Source organism: Enterococcus sp. (assembly GCF_022711995.1).
Classification (GTDB): Bacteria; Bacillota; Bacilli; order Lactobacillales; family Enterococcaceae; genus Enterococcus_D.
Map to the genome: position 1 here is coordinate 26,443 of NZ_JALAHI010000139.1, position 17,008 is coordinate 43,450.

Annotated in this window: 16 protein-coding genes; 2 read left to right on the forward strand and 14 right to left on the reverse strand. The window is 37.2% G+C overall.

The window, feature by feature from the left end:
- Positions 1 to 16: 16 nt before the first annotated feature.
- A complete protein-coding gene (locus tag Q0A12_RS13805) occupies positions 17 to 412 on the reverse strand; it encodes a DUF4809 family protein (RefSeq protein ID WP_291293208.1) in 396 nt (131 codons plus the stop codon).
- Positions 413 to 554: 142 nt separating this feature from the next.
- Here Q0A12_RS13805 and Q0A12_RS13810 point away from each other — a divergent pair, with 142 nt between their 5' ends.
- On the forward strand, positions 555 to 758 hold the full coding sequence (locus tag Q0A12_RS13810; RefSeq protein ID WP_291293209.1) for a hypothetical protein: 204 nt from the start codon (positions 555 to 557) through the stop codon (positions 756 to 758).
- A gap of 126 nt (positions 759 to 884) precedes the next feature.
- Here the strand turns inward: Q0A12_RS13810 and Q0A12_RS13815 are convergent, their stop codons facing one another.
- Entirely contained in the window at positions 885 to 1,703 is an 819-nt protein-coding gene (locus Q0A12_RS13815) for a ZIP family metal transporter (protein ID WP_291293210.1), read from the reverse strand.
- A 198-nt stretch (positions 1,704 to 1,901) separates the two neighbouring features.
- On the opposite strand from Q0A12_RS13815, the gene Q0A12_RS13820 reads away from it, so the two are divergent.
- Positions 1,902 to 3,524 (forward strand): ATP-binding cassette domain-containing protein, encoded by a 1,623-nt coding sequence (locus tag Q0A12_RS13820; protein WP_291293211.1) that lies wholly within the window; start codon positions 1,902 to 1,904, stop codon positions 3,522 to 3,524.
- Between the two features lie 110 nt (positions 3,525 to 3,634).
- Here Q0A12_RS13820 and Q0A12_RS13825 read toward each other — a convergent pair whose 3' ends face one another.
- The 12 genes from Q0A12_RS13825 to yaaA all read right to left on the reverse strand — a co-directional run bounded on the left by Q0A12_RS13825 (position 3,635) and on the right by yaaA (position 16,968).
- Positions 3,635 to 4,507 carry a DegV family protein gene (locus Q0A12_RS13825; protein WP_291293212.1) on the reverse strand — a complete coding sequence of 291 codons (873 nt, stop codon included), beginning with the start codon at positions 4,505 to 4,507 and terminating at the stop codon, positions 3,635 to 3,637.
- Between the two features lie 160 nt (positions 4,508 to 4,667).
- On the reverse strand, positions 4,668 to 5,960 hold the full coding sequence (locus Q0A12_RS13830; protein WP_291293213.1) for an adenylosuccinate synthase: 1,293 nt from the start codon (positions 5,958 to 5,960) through the stop codon (positions 4,668 to 4,670).
- 202 nt (positions 5,961 to 6,162) lie between these two features.
- On the reverse strand, positions 6,163 to 7,533 hold the full coding sequence (dnaB, locus tag Q0A12_RS13835) for a replicative DNA helicase (protein WP_291293214.1): 1,371 nt from the start codon (positions 7,531 to 7,533) through the stop codon (positions 6,163 to 6,165).
- Positions 7,534 to 7,654: 121 nt separating this feature from the next.
- On the reverse strand, positions 7,655 to 8,107 hold the full coding sequence (rplI, locus tag Q0A12_RS13840; protein WP_291293215.1) for a 50S ribosomal protein L9: 453 nt from the start codon (positions 8,105 to 8,107) through the stop codon (positions 7,655 to 7,657).
- Between the two features lie 13 nt (positions 8,108 to 8,120).
- The gene (locus tag Q0A12_RS13845) at positions 8,121 to 9,572 is read right to left on the reverse strand and encodes a DHH family phosphoesterase (protein WP_291293216.1); all 1,452 of its coding nucleotides are present in this window, start codon (positions 9,570 to 9,572) and stop codon (positions 8,121 to 8,123) included.
- A 254-nt stretch (positions 9,573 to 9,826) separates the two neighbouring features.
- Positions 9,827 to 10,063 carry a 30S ribosomal protein S18 gene (gene rpsR / locus Q0A12_RS13850; protein ID WP_003129253.1) on the reverse strand — a complete coding sequence of 79 codons (237 nt, stop codon included), beginning with the start codon at positions 10,061 to 10,063 and terminating at the stop codon, positions 9,827 to 9,829.
- 23 nt (positions 10,064 to 10,086) lie between these two features.
- The gene (gene ssb / locus Q0A12_RS13855) at positions 10,087 to 10,605 is read right to left on the reverse strand and encodes a single-stranded DNA-binding protein (protein ID WP_291293217.1); all 519 of its coding nucleotides are present in this window, start codon (positions 10,603 to 10,605) and stop codon (positions 10,087 to 10,089) included.
- 42 nt (positions 10,606 to 10,647) lie between these two features.
- Positions 10,648 to 10,947: a 30S ribosomal protein S6 gene (rpsF, locus tag Q0A12_RS13860; protein ID WP_291293218.1), complete on the reverse strand. Its 300-nt coding sequence runs from the start codon at positions 10,945 to 10,947 to the stop codon at positions 10,648 to 10,650.
- A 226-nt stretch (positions 10,948 to 11,173) separates the two neighbouring features.
- Positions 11,174 to 13,651, reverse strand: a complete 2,478-nt coding sequence (gene gyrA, locus Q0A12_RS13865) for a DNA gyrase subunit A (RefSeq protein ID WP_291293219.1) — start codon at positions 13,649 to 13,651, stop codon at positions 11,174 to 11,176.
- 23 nt (positions 13,652 to 13,674) lie between these two features.
- Complete coding sequence (gene gyrB, locus Q0A12_RS13870) at positions 13,675 to 15,624, reverse strand: DNA topoisomerase (ATP-hydrolyzing) subunit B (RefSeq protein ID WP_291293220.1); 1,950 nt, start codon at positions 15,622 to 15,624, stop codon at positions 13,675 to 13,677.
- Positions 15,625 to 15,629: 5 nt separating this feature from the next.
- Positions 15,630 to 16,742, reverse strand: coding sequence for a DNA replication/repair protein RecF (gene recF, locus Q0A12_RS13875; RefSeq protein WP_291293221.1), 1,113 nt, complete (start codon positions 16,740 to 16,742; stop codon positions 15,630 to 15,632).
- The gene (yaaA, locus tag Q0A12_RS13880; protein WP_003129246.1) at positions 16,729 to 16,968 is read right to left on the reverse strand and encodes a S4 domain-containing protein YaaA; all 240 of its coding nucleotides are present in this window, start codon (positions 16,966 to 16,968) and stop codon (positions 16,729 to 16,731) included. The genes recF and yaaA overlap by 14 nt, the downstream gene beginning before the upstream one ends.
- Positions 16,969 to 17,008: the final 40 nt, after the last annotated feature.

A 17,008-nucleotide genomic window follows, 5' to 3' on the forward strand; every position in this document is an offset into this window, starting at 1 on the left:
GCAGTTCTTTCATTGATTATGCTTGCTCAATTGCAAATTCCACTGGTTCAATAGAAAAGAGTTGTTGCAAAACATCATTTGCTTTTACAAACAGTTCCTGTTCACAAGCTTTTTTTTGACAAACAATTTTTTTATCCTCTGAAACAAACACTTGGGTAGCATGATTATCGATAAATGTCACTTCTTGGTTTCCTTTTTGATAAAGATAGCCTTCATCCTCATCCAATAATAATGTTGTCCGCCATTGTTCATTTTGAATAAATGGCGTTACTAATGAGGCTACATCCAAGTTCTCTAAAGAAACTTCTTTTCCATTCTCTAAGTGTAACGTCAATGTTTCTAATTCGAAGGCTTGACAAGCATTACAGCCTCCTTCCGTGATAAAATGTTTACTTTTGATAATTGCTTTCATATTCTCACCTGCTTTTTTTTCTAGTTTACCTCACTAACCGCTCTTTGACTACCGACTGAGGAAAAATTCCGCCTTAAGATGGATGTGTCTCTTCTTCTTTCTTGATAAGATGAGTTTAATAAAAGGCATAGGAGGATTCATTATGAACACACAAAGTTTGTTAGGTAGAATCGTAACTGTCGTAGCAGTTTTAGTCTTAGCTTCATTGCTCTTATCTCTCATCTTAGGATTAATTGGTGGATTGATCGGTTTGATTTTCCGTTTTGGTATTCCTTTATTACTAGCTGTCCTAATTGTTCGATGGTTGACAAACGTTCGACAACGACCCAAAAAATATTATAACTAACAAAAAGAGGTTATGCCAAAAGTGGTCAGCTTCAAGAAATTTCGGCTTATTTCCGAAGAAGTTACTTCTAACCGTTTATTCAGAAAAAGGAGCTATGACAAGACTTTTGTCATAGCTCCTTTTTGATTAGCCCAATGCAACATCTAAAACCATCATCAGAATAAAGCCTATCATGACACCAAAGACAGCGAAATGTCGTCGACTGCTGGCTGTTTGCTGTGCTTCCGGTATTAGTTCCTCTACAACAACATAAATCATCGCTCCTGCTGCAAATGCTAAAGCATATGGCAAAATTGCGTTCATGCTTGTTACTAGCAAAGCGCCGATAACACCCGCAATCGGTTCAACGATCCCAGACGCCTGTCCATAGACAAAGGCTTTATTACGACTCAATCCTTCCTGTCTTAAAGGAATGGATACAGCAGCTCCTTCGGGGAAATTTTGGATCCCAATACCAATAGCTACTGAAATAGCTGCTAAAACTGCTGCTCGAGGATCTTCCGAGCTGGCTGCTGCTCCAAAAGCCACACCCACAGCCAATCCTTCAGGAATATTGTGTAATGTAATGGAGAAGACCAGCAGAATCGTTCGCTTTAAGTGGCTAGGAAAACCTTCTGTTTCGTGGTTAGGACCAAAATGCATATGGGGCAATGTTTTATCTGCAGCATATAAAAATAGTCCACCTAATCCAAAACCAATACTAACCACAAGCCATGGTATATCCCCATTTTCTTCTGCACGAGCGATAGCAGGATCTAGTAATGACCAAAAACTCGCAGCGATCATTACACCAGAAGCGAATCCCAACATTGTATTCAGAACATTTTTATTGATATCTTTAAAAAAATAAACAAGTGCCGCACCTAGAGCAGTCATAGCATATGTAAATAAAGTACCAGCCAAAGCCTGCTGCCACGGGGACAGTTGCATTAACCATTCAACCAAAACATTTCTCTCCTCCTATCTTCTCCCTTTTACTCTAGCATAGGAAAACGCTTGATTCTAGCCTTTTGTTTTACCCGAAATAATTTTGAACTTCTGTTTTGATTGTAGGGAAATCCTTGAGTTTACTTGAAACTTTCAACATTCATCGCTATAATGCTAGGAGACTCAATGTCAATATATATAAAGTGAGGAAAAGAATTGATTACAGTAAGTGATGTAAGTTTGCATTTTTCAGATCGCAAACTGTTCGACGATGTTAATATTAAGTTTACGCCTGGCAATTGCTATGGTTTGATTGGTGCAAATGGTGCTGGTAAATCAACTTTCTTAAAAATATTATCTGGAGAAATCCAACCATCTACAGGAAATGTTTCATTGGGCCCAGATGAACGGATGGCTGTTTTAAAACAAAATCATTTTGACTTCGAAGAATACCCTGTTATTGAAACAGTTATCATGGGTCATAAACGATTATATGATGTAATGAAAGAAAAAGATGCAATCTATATGAAAGAAGACTTTAGTGATGAAGATGGTATCCGTGCCGCTGAACTAGAAGGTGAATTCGCTGAACTGGATGGTTGGGAAGCGGAACCAGAAGCTGCTGTTCTTTTGCAAGGATTGAATATTCCTGATGAGTTGCATCATGTTCAAATGAAAGAATTAACAGCTGGTCAACGTGTGAAAGTGTTATTAGCACAAGCTCTTTTTGGAAAACCAGATGTCTTGCTCCTAGATGAACCGACTAACGGATTGGATATCCAATCTATTAACTGGTTAGAAGAATTCTTAATCAACTTTGATAACACGGTTATCGTTGTTTCCCATGACCGTCACTTCTTAAATAAAGTATGTACCCATATGGCAGATCTGGATTTTGGTAAGATCAAACTGTATGTCGGAAACTATGATTTTTGGTTGGAATCAAGTCAATTAGCAGCAAAATTACAATCACAATCAAACGCAAAAAAAGAAGAACAAATCAAAGAATTGCAAGAATTTATCGCACGCTTTAGTGCGAACGCATCAAAGTCAAAGCAAGCCACTTCTCGAAAGAAAATGTTGGATAAAATTACTCTTGATGATATTCAACCTTCTTCACGTCGCTATCCTTTTGTAGGATTTAAACCGGAACGTGAAATCGGTAATGATTTATTACAAGTAGATAATGTCAGTGTGACTATTGATGGTAAAAAGATTTTAGATAATATCTCTTTTACTTTGAACAAAGATGATAAAGTTGCCTTTATTGCCAATAATGACATCACAACGACTACCCTATTCAAAGTCATTATGGGCGAGATCGTGCCGGATACTGGTAGCGTCCGTTGGGGCGTTACTACACAACACGCTTACTTGCCAAAAGATACTACTAGTGAATTTGATACAGATACACCAATCGTTGATTGGCTGCGTCAATATGCTAGTAAAGAAGAAGATGACAATACATTCTTACGTAGTTTCTTAGGTCGGATGCTATTTTCCGGTGATGAAGTCTTAAAACCAGTTAATGTTCTATCTGGAGGCGAAAAAGTTCGTTGTATGTTATCAAAACTAATGCTATCAAAAGCTAATGTTCTCGTCTTAGATGACCCAACGAATCACTTAGATTTAGAATCGATCACTGCATTGAATGATGGACTTATGGCTTTTACAGGCTCATTACTTTTTGCTTCTCATGACCATCAATTTATCCAAACACTTGCAAATCGAATCATCGCCGTTTCAAACAAAGGCGTTGTTGATCGAGCAGAAACTACCTATGATGAGTTCTTAGATAACAAGGATGTCCAACAACGAATGAGCGAACTCTATAATTGATTTCCAAATAAAAAAGACAACTACAAGTAAAAATTGAAGCACCCAAAAGCTAGATTTTTTATTCTAACTTTTGAGGTGCTTCAATTATTTTTGTAGATTAGATGAGAAAATCACTTACTAATTAAGCGCATTTTTCCAAATGAGAAGAGTGCCAAACAACCATATCCTGTGTGACTGGCAATCGTCGGTCCTAAAGGATAGTGATAAATAGCTAACGTTGGAACCTGTTCTTTTAAAAGTCTTATAACTTTTTCTGCTGCTTCGTCATCACCGGAATTTGCAAGATAAACAATCTCTATTTGTGATTCTCGCAGATTAGCGACTGTTTTATCGACAATTTTTTGAATAGATTTATTTCTTCCCCTTACCTTATCGATATTTTTTAACTTTCCTTCTGTATCAACAGTAATAATTGGTTTAACATTTAGTAATCCACCAATTGCTGCTGTTTTAGATATTCTTCCCCCTCTTTCAAGATGGCGAAGATCATCTACTGTCACCCAAGAGTCTAAGGATAATTTGTGTTCTTCTACCCATTGACTGACTTCATAAAGAGGCCATCCCTCTTGCTGTCTTTTCGCCGCTTCCGCTACTAAAAATCCTTCGCCTAAACTGGCAGACTTTGTATCAATAAGTAAAATTTCTGCTTGTGGGTAATCTTCTTTCAGAATAGCTACCGCTTGAACGGCACTCTGAAAAGAACCGCTCATTCCAGATGAAAAACCTAGATAAAGTATTGGTGTGTGCGATTCTACATATGGACGAAAAAATTCAACATAACGTCCTACGTTGATTTGAGAAGTTGTCGGTTGTGCGTTCTCTTTTAATTTTTCTAAAAACCATGTGGCATCAAATTGTTCACCCATATCATCGATATATTCTTTTCCATCAAGTTCAATTGTCATAGATATATATTGAACACCTAGTTCAGCTAATCTTTTTGCTGGTAGATCACAACATGAATCTGTAATGATTTGATACATAGGTACACCTCCTTGATAACTTTATTATAACAAAAAAAGAACAAGGCAGAAGAAATCATACTTGAAGTCGAAAAAACCATCGATTTTCTTCTTAAATACTCTCTCTGCCTTGTTCTATCTATTCTTCATTTATACTTCTTAAACAAACTCAATCTTCAGATTAAATTTGTGCCCATACACTTTCTAAAATATTCGTTTGGTTACGATCCGGTCCTACTGAAAAGGTTGAGATGCGAACCCCAACTAATTCAGAGATACGGTGCACATAATTGCGGGCATTTTCAGGTAAGTCAGCTAACGTCTTACATCCAGTAATATCTTCTGACCAGCCAGGTAACTCTTCGTAAACTGGTTTGCAACGATTTAGTTCTTTCAAACTTGCTGGGTAGTGATAAATCAATTCCCCATCTAGTTCGTATGCGGTACAAATTTTTACAGTTTCAAGACCACTCAAAACATCTATTGAATTCAATGATAGATTTGTAATACCTGAAACGCGTTTTGAATGACGCATTACCACAGTGTCAAACCAGCCAACGCGGCGGGGACGACCAGTTGTTGTACCATATTCACGACCAATTTCGCGAATATGATCCCCAGTTGCATCAAAAAGTTCTGTTGGAAATGGACCGTCGCCAACTCTTGAAGTGTACGCTTTACATACGCCGACTACTTTATTGATTTTAGAAGGACCAACCCCACTCCCAATTGTTACGCCACCAGCGACTGGATTCGAGGATGTTACGAAGGGATATGTTCCTTGGTCAATATCTAACATAACTCCTTGAGCCCCTTCAAACAATACACGTTTTCCATGATCTAACGCATCATTTAAAATGACTGATGTATCAGTCACATATTTCTTAATTTGTTGACCATACTCGTAATACTCTTCAAAAATTTCTTCAAAAGCAATCGGCTCATCATCAAACATTTTAACAAACTGACGATTCTTTTCTTCAAGATTAATACGTAATCTTTCTTCAAAAATTTCTTTATCTAGAAGATCTGCAATCCGTATTCCTACTCGCGCTGCCTTGTCCATGTATGCAGGACCAATTCCTTTAATCGTTGTTCCAATCTTATTCTCACCTTTAGCATCTTCTTGTAGCTGATCCAATTTAATATGATAAGGTAAAATAACATGAGCACGGTCAGATATTTTCAAATTATCTGTTATTATATTGTTTTCTTTCAGATAAGCGAGTTCCATAACAAGTGACTTTGGATTCACAACTACACCATTTCCGATTACGCTGATTTTATCTTTATAAAAAATACCAGACGGAATTAAATGTAATTTATATGTTACTCCATCAAACTTGATAGTATGTCCTGCATTGTCTCCACCTTGATAACGTGCAATTACTTCCGCATTTTCACTCAAAAAGTCGGTAATTTTCCCTTTTCCTTCATCGCCCCATTGGGTACCTACTACTACTACAGATGACATTTAATGACCTCTTTCTTTATATATTGCACTCCATGAGTATTGTACCAGTATTCGACCGTGGATTCAATCTAAAATCGAATAATCCAAATGAATAAAATAAAAAAAAGCCTAAAAAAACGAACTATAATTCAAATATTTTTTTAGTAGAAAGCTAAATACGAATAAAAAAAGCGATCGATAATACTACCGATCGCAATCTATCTTATTCAAACTCAACACGTGGAGATAAGGAGGAAAATTTGTTGTATTCTTTGATAAACAATAATTCAACTGTTCCCCGCGCGCCACTTCTGTTTTTTTCAATAATTACTTCAATGACATTATTATTTTGTGGTTCTTCCCCACCATCTTCATCGTCACCTTCACGTTGATAATAATCATCGCGATAAAGAAATGCCACAATGTCTGCATCTTGTTCGATTGATCCGGATTCACGAATATCACTTAATACTGGGCGTTTATCTTGACGTTGTTCCACACCACGGGACAACTGAGAGAGTGCAATAACTGGCACTTTTAATTCTTTGGCTAATTTCTTCAATTGGCGAGAGATCTCAGAAACTTCTTGTTGTCGATTTTCCCGCCCCGTACCTTCAATCAGTTGCAAATAGTCGATTAATATCAATCCTAAATTTCCTTTTTCTTGTGCCAATTTTCGGCATCTTGCTCGAATCTCGGAAATTTTGATCCCAGGTGTATCATCAATATAAATACTGGCATTCGATAAACTACCCATAGCCACGATTAGATTACGCCATTCCTCTTCTGACAGTTGCCCTGTACGCAAATGACTGGCTTCAATAGAACCTTCCGCACATAACATTCGGTTGACTAATGATTCTGCACCCATTTCTAAACTAAAGATGGCAACTGATCGATCTGTTTTTGTCCCTACATTTTGTGCTATATTTAATGCGAATGCTGTTTTACCAACAGCTGGTCGGGCTGCTAAGATAATCAACTCTTCTTTCTGAAGCCCCGCAGTCATTTTATCTAAAGCCGCATAACCGGTGGGTAAACCTGTAATTTCCTCATTATTTTGTGCTAGTTGATCAATATTTTCGATTGTCCGATTTAAAACATCAGCAATAGATTGAAATCCGTTACTATTTCTTTTCTCTGAAACTTCTAAAATGCTTTTCTCTGCTTGATCAACAATTGATTGAACATCTTCATCTTGTTCAAACCCTTTTGTCACGATACGACTGGCTGTTTGTATCAGATTACGCAAAGTTGCTTTATCATCCACGATTTTCGCATAATAAGCAATACTGGCAGCTGAAGGAGAAGCTTGGCTAAGTTCCGTTAAATAAGTAAATCCACCAATATCTTCAAGGCTATTACTTTTTTCTATTTCTGCTTTCAATGTGATTAGGTCGATGGATTCGTTACGATCATTGAGTTGAATCATCGATTGAAAGATTATTTGATGGCTACGCCGATAAAAATCTTGTGGTTCAATAATTTCCATCGCATCAATAATTGAATCCGCATCTAAAAAGATTGCGCCTAAAACTGCCTGCTCAGCTTCAATGTCTTGAGGTGGAATTTGATTTTGCCATACTTCATTCATGACTTGTTCTCCTAATCTAGTGTTCATTTATTCTACAGGATATCAAATTAAAGTACAAGAGAACCCCGATAACAAAAATATCAGCTTAAAAAATCCCAACATTTTACTGTTGGGAACCTTTTTATTCTTGTACTGTTTGCACTGTGATTGTAGCAGTTACTTTAGAATGTAATTTGACGGGTACCTTTGTATACCCTAATGCTCGAATTGGCTGTTCCAACTCAATTTTTCGTTTATCTAACTTAATACTGTATTGTTTATTTAATGCATCAGCAATTTGTTTAGATGGAATAGAGCCAAATAAGCGACCATCTTCTCCTGCTTTCGCTTTAATTTTAACAACAGTTTCTTCTTTTTCAAGAATTTTTTTTAGTTCCTCAGCTTCTGCCAATATCTCTGCTTCATGTTTTTCTTGTGCTTTTTGTTTTCCTTTTAGTTCGGCCATACTTTCATTATTAGCAGGTTTAGCTAAGTTATTTTTAATTAGGAAGTTTTGAGCGTAACCATTAGGTACCTCCTTGATGTCTCCTTTTTTTCCTTTTCCTTTGACATCTTGCAAGAAAATAACTTTCATCATTAGTCACTCCTTATTCGTTTTCTAAATTGTTAAGTTCTTGAACTAACATTTTTTTGACTTCATCCAAGCTTTTATCTTTGATTTGAGTCGCCGCATTTGTGAAATGGCCACCTCCGCCTAGCGATTCCATTAATACTTGCACGTTAATTTTCCCTGTGCTTCTAGCACTAATACCGATCAACTTACTAGGCTGCCTTGTGATTACAAAAGCAGCATGAATCCCATTAATTGATAAAAGAGTATCCGCTGCCTTAGCGACTGTCACACTATCATAGACTCTATTGTCATCAGCTACTGCGATAACTATATCTTCTTTATAATGTTTACTTTTAGAAACTAACTCACTAATCATTAAATAAGAATCCAGATCTGTACTAAGCATATATTGAACAAGCGAAGTATCTGCTCCTTGATTTTTAAGATATCCAGCAATATCAAAGGTTCTAGCTGTTGTTCGAACAGAAAAATTCTTTGTATCAACATAAATTCCCGCCAATAAAGAAGTAGTAATAAATTTTGGAATTTGCGTCTTGCGAGTAGAACGATACTGTATTAATTCAGCGACTAATTCTGAAGCTGAAGATGCTGTGGATTCAATATAGGTCAATAATGGTTTATCTGGAAATTCATCCCCTCGTCGGTGATGATCGATCACAGCAATTTTATCAAAGACGTCATAGACTTTTTGTGAAATCGACATAGATGGCTTATGATAGTCAACCATTACTAAGACGCTCTCTTCATCGGATAACGCTACAGCTTCATCTCCGGAGATAACAATGCGTTCTAAATCAGGATATTTCTTCAATTCCGCTAATACCCGTTCAATATCTGCAGTGATTTCTTTAGGATTTAATATAATGTAACATTCTCGTTCACTCATCATTGCCATATAAGCAACTCCAAAGGCCGCACCTAAAGCATCCATATCTGGATACCTGTGTCCCATAATAAACACCTTTTTGTTGTCAGCAAATATTTTTTTTAATGTAGTACTCATCGCACGAGAGCGAACACGCGTTCTTTTAGGAGTACCATCTGTATTACCACCAAAAAACTGAGGCTTTGCTTCTTCATCTGCTTTTTTCAATACTACTTGATCCCCACCACGTACTAAAGCAATATCTAAATTATTCTGAGCTACTTCGCCTATTGTCTCCAAAGATTCCTTCCCATAAGAAATTCCCATACTGATAGTTAAGGCTAAATCATTCTTTTCAGCAATATTGCGAACACGTGTCAAAAACTCAAAATTTCCCTGTTTCATCTTATCAATATCTTCAATTTTGGCAACAAAAAGAAAGCGCTCAGAATTAATTCGCTTATAAAAGATATGATTTTCACTGGCCCAATCTGAAATTAGTGTCGTGATCAATGAGTTCAAGTAGGATATTTGCTTGTCATCTTTTTTGTCAATTAGATCATCATAGTTATCAATTGAAATAAGTCCGATTGCTGACATAATTTAACTCCTCAATAAACTGCTATAGAAAATTAAACACTTTTATATTTTACCACATCTTATACGAATAAGCGATTTCCTGAAAAAAGTTTCACGTGAAACTTTTTTCAGGAAATCATAAATCAAATAAAGAAATGAATTTATTGTTATTTAAAATCGCGATTAAATAACATATAAGAGAAAATAAACAACAAACATAAATGACAAAAAAAGTTGACAAATGTCAAAGACGTTTGTCAACTTTTGAATATATCTTATTCTTCGCCTACAAATGGTAGTAATCCCATGATGCGTGCGCGTTTAATTGCAACAGTTAGTTTACGTTGGTTTTTAGCTCCAGTTCCAGTTACACGACGTGGTAAAATTTTTCCACGTTCTGAAATGAAACGTTTCAACAGTTCTGTATCTTTATAATCGATATGTTCGATATGATTTGCAGCAATATAGTCCACTTTGCGACGTTTGCGTCCGCCTCTTCTTTGTTGTGCCATTCTATTTCCCTCCTATCAATTTATTAGAATGGTAAATCATCGTCTGAAATGTCAATTGATGAGTTTCCGAACGGATCAGAATTATCTCGATCAAAGTTAGGCATTCCTGATGGTTGAGAGGATTGATTTTGATTTGTGCTATTGTTTCCGAATCCAGCAGAGCCACTAGTATTGTAAGAAGTGTTTCCACTGTTATCGCTAGTACGACGTTGTTCAGAAGCATTACGAGATTCTAACAATTGAAAATTGTCTGCTACAACTTCAGTTACATATACACGTTGCCCTTGCTGATTGTCATAAGAACGTGTTTGGATACGTCCAGTCACACCAAGTAATGTACCTTTACGAGCATAGTTAGCCAGTGTTTCTGCAGGCTTTCTCCAAATCACACAATTGATGAAATCAGCTTCACGCTCTCCACTTTGGTTCGTAAAATTACGATTTACAGCCAATGTAAAAGACGCAACGCCAGTGCCGTTAGAAGTGTATCGTAAATCAGGATCTTTGGTTAATCTTCCTACTAGTACAACATTATTAATCAAAGTTCATCATCTCCTCATCGCTTTGTTTCATGTGAAACAATTTTATTCTTCTTCTTTAACAATCATGTGACGGATAATGTCATCATTGATTTTAGCAAGACGGTCAAATTCATTGATTGCACTTGCAGTTGATGGAGAAGAAACTTTAACGATGTGATAGATACCCTCACGGAATCCATCCATTTCATACGCTAGACGGCGCTTTTGCCAATCTTTAGACTCGATAACTTCAGCTCCGTTATCTGTCAAGATCGTGTCAAAACGTGCGATCAATGCAGATTTTGCTTCTTCATCAATGTTTGGACGAATGATGTATAAGATCTCATATTTCGTATTTTCCATTGATTATTCACCTCCCTGTGGTCTTAGGCCCCTAGTGTATTCTAGGAGCAGAGAGAGTCGCCTGATTAGACTACTCACAAATACTAATTATACATTTTTTCTATCCATAATACAAGATTAATTTTTGACTTTTGACAGTAAATTTGCTTGCAATAATAAGTACGCAAAAAATAGGTCATTTGTAGAAAAAACTCCAACAACATCGTGTTGGAGTTAACTCTATTTCTTATTCTTCACTTTGGCTTTCCGAGGTCAAGTCATCTTCTGCTTCAGAAACTTCTGGATCTACAGTAGCCATCGTAACTACTTTCGCTCCGTTTTCCATCTTCATTAAGCGAACACCTAAAGTTGCACGCCCAGTTTGTGACACTGTTTCAACATTAAACCGAATAATGACACCTTTATCTGTAATAAGCATGATGTCTTCTTTCCCTGAAACTGTAGTCAATCCAGCTAACGGTCCATTTTTTGCAGTAATATTCGCTGTTTTTATTCCTTTACCACCGCGTCCTTTTATAGGATACTCGGAACCTTTAGTGCGCTTGCCATAGCCATTTTCTGTAATGACTAATACTTCACTATCTTCTTTGATTACAGAAGCACCTACAACATAGTCATCTTCTCTTAGACGGATACCTCTTACACCAGCAGCAGTTCTTCCCATGTCCCGAACTAACTCTTCTTTAAATGTAACAGAATAACCATTATGTGTACCAATAATCATCACATCTTGACCATTAGTTTCCACTACATTCACTAACTCATCGTTCTCACGTAAGCCAATAGCAATTAATCCATTAGCACGAATATTTGAAAAAGCAGTGATGGAAGTACGTTTTACTATGCCTAGCTTTGTCGTAAAGAATAGATAACGACCTTCTTGTGATTCTACAGAAGCTGGGATAATGGCTTCAATTCGCTCATTTGAATCGATACCCAAAAGATTAATTACAGGAATTCCTTTAGCCGTTCGTCCATATTCAGGAATTTCGTATCCTTTGGCTTTATAAACTTTTCCCATATTAGTAAAGAAAAGTAAATTATCATGGGTTGAACAAGAAATCAGCGTTTTAACAAAATCTTCATCGTGAATCCCCATTCCTTGAACCCCACGTCCTCCGCGACGTTGAGCCCGAAATTCAGAATTTGCCACACGTTTGATATAACCATTATTTGTCAGAGTAATGACGATTTCTTCTTCTTCAATCAAGTCTTCATCTTCAAGACTCAAAACTTCTCCGACAAGTAATTCTGTTCGGCGTTTATCACCAAAACGTTGACCTAATTCTTGTAATTCCGTTTGAATAATTTCTAAGACCCGATGAGGATTAGCTAAAATATCTTTTAAGTCAGTAATCAATTCCAACAAGCTTTGATATTCATTTTCAATCTTATCTCTTTCTAATCCTGTTAAACGACGCAAACGCATATCTAGAATAGCCTGTGCTTGACGGTCTGATAATTTAAAGCGTTCCATCATCGTATTTTTTGCTTCATCATCCGAATTAGACGCTCTAATCAATGCAATGATTTCGTCAATATGATCAAGAGCAATTCGTAGACCTTCTAAGATGTGAGCCCGTGCTTCTGCTTTATTTTTATCAAATTGAGTGCGGCGCGTTACTACCTCTTGTTGATGCTCAATATAATTTTCTAAAATTCGTTTCAAGCTTAAAATTTTTGGTACGCCTTTTTCAATCGCTAGCATATTAAAGCCAAAGGACGATTGGAGAGCCGTCATTTTATAAAGATTGTTCAAAATAACAGAAGCACTAACATCACGACGAACATCGATCACAATACGCATACCTTCTCGAGAAGATTCATCACGTAAATCAGTAATACCTTCGATTCGTTTGTCTCGATGAAGTTCTGAAATCCGCTCAATCAACTTTGCTTTATTAACCATGTACGGCAATTCAGTGACTAGAATTCTTTCTTTACCATTAGGCATCTCAGTAACTTCAACTTTTCCTCGTACTGTAATGGATCCTTTCCCTGTCTCGTAGGCTCGTCGAATACCAGATTTACCCATAACTAATCCGCCTGTTGGGAAATCAGGTCCAGGTAAAACTTCCATCAATTCATTCGTTGTTACTTCAGGATTTTCCATTAACAGCTCAATAGCCGCAATTACTTCGTTTAAGTTATGTGGTGGAATGTTCGTTGCCATACCAACCGCGATACCTGTTGTACCATTGACTAGCAGATTAGGAAAACGAGCAGGCAATACTGCAGGTTCTCTTTCAGTATCATCGTAATTACTTTGAAAATCGACGGTATCTTTATTAATGTCTCTTAGCATCTCCATGGCTAATTTGCTCATGCGGGCTTCAGTATACCGCATCGCGGCAGCACCATCACCATCGACTGAACCAAAGTTACCATGGCCATCCACTAACATATAACGATAACTAAACGGTTGCGCCATCCGCACCATTGATTCGTAAATCGCACTATCACCATGAGGGTGATATTTACCCATTACATCACCGACGATACGGGCTGATTTTTTATGGGGTTTGTCTGGTGTAACCCCTAATTCATTCATTCCATATAAAATTCTACGATGAACTGGTTTTAGTCCATCTCGAACATCTGGCAAGGCCCTTGCAACAATAACACTCATCGCATAATCGATAAAGGACTCACGCATTTCACTTGTCAGATTGACATCATGAATATTTTGTTTTGCTTCACTCAAGCTATTTCCTCCTTTACGATTGGCTAGATATCAAGATTTTTAACATAATGTGCATTCTCTTCAATAAAGGCACGCCTTGGTTCTACACGATCGCCCATTAGCATTTCAAAAATTTGATCTGCTTCAATTGCATCGTCTACACTTACACGGAGCATCATCCGGTTATCTGGATCCATCGTTGTTTCCCAAAGCTGATGATCATCCATTTCGCCTAGCCCTTTGTATCGTTGAACACTTGGTTTAGGTGTCGCAGGTAAAGATTCGATTGTATTCTTCAAATCTTGCTCAGCATTTTTACCTGGTTGAATATAATGGATATTTTTTCCTTGTTTCACCCCATAAAGCGGTGGTTGAGCAATATAAACATATCCAGCTTCAACAATTGGTCGCATATAACGATAGAATAAAGTTAATAGTAATGTTCGAATATGCGCCCCATCGACGTCGGCATCCGTCATAATTACTAATTTATGATAACGTGCCTTAGAAACATCAAAATCTGCTCCAAAACCTGTACCCATCGCTGTAAATAGTGAACGGATTTCTTCATTTGCCAAAATTTTATCCATACTTGCTTTTTCGACATTTAAGATTTTTCCTCGAATAGGCAGAATTGCTTGGAATTCACGACTCCGTCCTTGTTTAGCTGATCCTCCAGCCGAGTCCCCTTCGACAATAAATAATTCGCATTTCTCAGGATCATTACTTGAACAATCTGCTAATTTTCCTGGCAAATTACTAATTTCAAGAGCTCCTTTTCGTCGAGTCATCTCGCGAGCGCGCTTAGCGGCTTGACGAGCCTTAGAGGCTAGCAGTCCTTTTTCAACTACTTGACGACCAACCGATGGATTTTCCATTAAAAATTTTGTGAAATGTTCCGAAAACAAACGGTCAGTCACAGTACGTACTTCTGAATTTCCTAATTTTGTTTTTGTTTGACCTTCAAATTGAGGATCTGGATGTTTAATGGAAATAACGGCTGTCAGACCTTCTCGAACATCTTCACCTGTTAAATTCTCATCATTTTCTTTCATTAGCTTAGATTTACGTGCATAATCGTTGATAACACGGGTCAAAGCTGTTTTAAATCCAGACTCATGCGTACCACCTTCATAGGTATGAATATTGTTGGCAAAGCTTAACAAATTGTTATGGTAACTATCTGTGTACTGCAGAGAAACTTCTACAGTGATACCCTGTTGTTCTCCTTCAAGATAGATTGGTTCAGGAAAAATAACTGTCTTACTTGCATTTAAGTGTTCAACGTAACTTTTAATCCCGCCATCATAATGGTATTCCTTCAGAAGAGTTTGTTCTTCTCGTTTATCTTCAATTGAAATTTTTAAGCCACGATTCAAAAAAGCTAGTTCTCGAACACGTGTAGCTAACTTATCAAAATTAAAAACAGTAGTTTCTGTAAAAATTTCAGGATCTGGTACAAAGTGGACTGTTGTCCCATGGCGATCTGTTTCGCCAATTACTTTTAAATCTTCAATAACAGCACCACGATGGTATTCTTGATAATAAACTTTACCTTCTTTGTATACTTTGACATCCAATGTGGTTGATAGTGCATTTACTACTGAGGAACCTACACCATGCAAACCACCGGAAACTTTATATCCGCCACCGCCGAATTTTCCTCCTGCATGAAGAATAGTAAATACTGTTTCAACAGCTGGTCTGCCAGTTTTTGCTTGGATGTCTACAGGAATTCCCCTTCCGTCATCTACAACGGTAATACTATTATCCTCTTCAATAATCACCTGAATCGTTGTGGCGAAGCCAGCAAGTGCTTCATCAATCGAGTTATCAACGATTTCCCATACAAGGTGATGGAGCCCTTCTGAACTGGTCGATCCGATATACATACCTGGGCGCTTACGTACTGCTTCTAAGCCTTCTAAGACTTGAATCTGACTGGCATCATATTCTTTGGCACGTTCAACTAAACTTTTTTCTTCTTCTGTCATTCAGTCTATTCTCCTTTTATGTGTCCTTGGTCTACGTAAAAAATCTCTGCTTCAACAGACATTTTATCTTTTACATGTTCAAGCGTGGTTGTCGTAATAAATGTTTGAACTTTTCCTTCGATCGTCTCTAGTAAGTGTAACTGACGAGAATCATCTAATTCACTCATCACATCATCTAACAAAAGAACCGGATATTCCCCAGTTTCTTCTTTCATCAAATCAATTTCTGCTAATTTTACACTTAATGCAGTGGTTCGCTGTTGGCCTTGGGACCCGAATGTTTGAACATTCCTATCATTGATCAAAAAATTCAGGTCATCTCGATGTGGCCCAACTAGAGAAATTTGTCTCATTTTTTCCCGCGTTTTTACTTGTTCCAACGCATCTTTGAATTGCTGCTGGATTTGCTCTAGAGATTCACCTACAGCACCAATACTAGATAGGTAATCTATTTGTAAAACTTCTTTTTCATCACTAATTTTTTGATGAAGTTGATTAGCCCAAAATGCTAATCGTTTTACAAAACGCTGTCGTGCAAAAATGATTTTGCTACCAAATTCAATTAGTTGTTCAGTCAACACTGCTAAATAAAGTTCATCTTTTTGCTTTTTTTCAAATAACTGCTTCAAATACTGATTTCGCTGTTTCAAAATGCCTTGATATTGCACAAGGTCATACAAATATACCGGATCAATCTGCCCAATTTCCATATCGATAAATTTTCTTCTTACTTGAGGACTTCCTTTAACAAGTGAGAGATCTTCGGGGGCAAAAAGTATGACATTTAATTGCCCTATGTAGCTACTAAGTTTTTTTTGCTCAATGTGATTGACTTTTGTTTTCCGACCTTTTTTGGTCAAAAATAACTCTAAAGGTATGGTAGAATGCCCGCGAGACACAGCTCCGCTAACTTGAGCTCCAGCCGTTTCCCAACGAATCAACTCTTGCTCATTTGTGGTGCGATGACTTTTCGTCATTGCTAAAACATAAATACTTTCTAAAACGTTGGTTTTTCCTTGAGCATTCTCGCCTAGAAAAATGACAAGATTTTTATCGAAAGATAATTCCAAAGATTCATAGTTACGATAGTTCTTTAGCTGAAGATTATTCAGACGCATCTGAGGCTTCCTTCTTTACCATAAAAAAAGTACCCTCATCAGGTATCTCAATCCTCATTCCCGCATACAATTTGCGGCCTCGTCTATTCTCTGGTTCTCCATCTACAAGTACCGTATGTTCAGCCAGGAACCATTTTGCTTGTCCACCACTGCTGATTACGCTGACTTCTTTCAACATTTGTCCTAACGTCATATATTCGGTTTCTAAAGGTATTTGCATTTTCATATTATCCCTCGATTCTATAGAAGAACGTATACAATTATTA

What these genes read in the sequence shown, in the direction of transcription:
- dnaB (WP_291293214.1), bottom strand. Translation starts at nt 7,533, where the DNA reads ATGAATGAAGTATGGCAAAATCAAATTCCACCTCAAGACATTGAAGCT.
- yaaA (WP_003129246.1), bottom strand. Translation starts at nt 16,968, where the DNA reads ATGAAAATGCAAATACCTTTAGAAACCGAATATATGACGTTAGGACAA.
- gyrB (WP_291293220.1), bottom strand. Translation starts at nt 15,624, where the DNA reads ATGACAGAAGAAGAAAAAAGTTTAGTTGAACGTGCCAAAGAATATGAT.
- rpsF (WP_291293218.1), bottom strand. Translation starts at nt 10,947, where the DNA reads ATGGAAAATACGAAATATGAGATCTTATACATCATTCGTCCAAACATT.
- rpsR (WP_003129253.1), bottom strand. Translation starts at nt 10,063, where the DNA reads ATGGCACAACAAAGAAGAGGCGGACGCAAACGTCGCAAAGTGGACTAT.
- rplI (WP_291293215.1), bottom strand. Translation starts at nt 8,107, where the DNA reads ATGAAAGTTATTTTCTTGCAAGATGTCAAAGGAAAAGGAAAAAAAGGA.
- Q0A12_RS13805 (WP_291293208.1), bottom strand. Translation starts at nt 412, where the DNA reads ATGAAAGCAATTATCAAAAGTAAACATTTTATCACGGAAGGAGGCTGT.
- Q0A12_RS13810 (WP_291293209.1), top strand. Translation starts at nt 555, where the DNA reads ATGAACACACAAAGTTTGTTAGGTAGAATCGTAACTGTCGTAGCAGTT.
- recF (WP_291293221.1), bottom strand. Translation starts at nt 16,742, where the DNA reads ATGCGTCTGAATAATCTTCAGCTAAAGAACTATCGTAACTATGAATCT.
- Q0A12_RS13845 (WP_291293216.1), bottom strand. Translation starts at nt 9,572, where the DNA reads ATGTCAGCAATCGGACTTATTTCAATTGATAACTATGATGATCTAATT.
- Q0A12_RS13830 (WP_291293213.1), bottom strand. Translation starts at nt 5,960, where the DNA reads ATGTCATCTGTAGTAGTAGTAGGTACCCAATGGGGCGATGAAGGAAAA.
- Q0A12_RS13825 (WP_291293212.1), bottom strand. Translation starts at nt 4,507, where the DNA reads ATGTATCAAATCATTACAGATTCATGTTGTGATCTACCAGCAAAAAGA.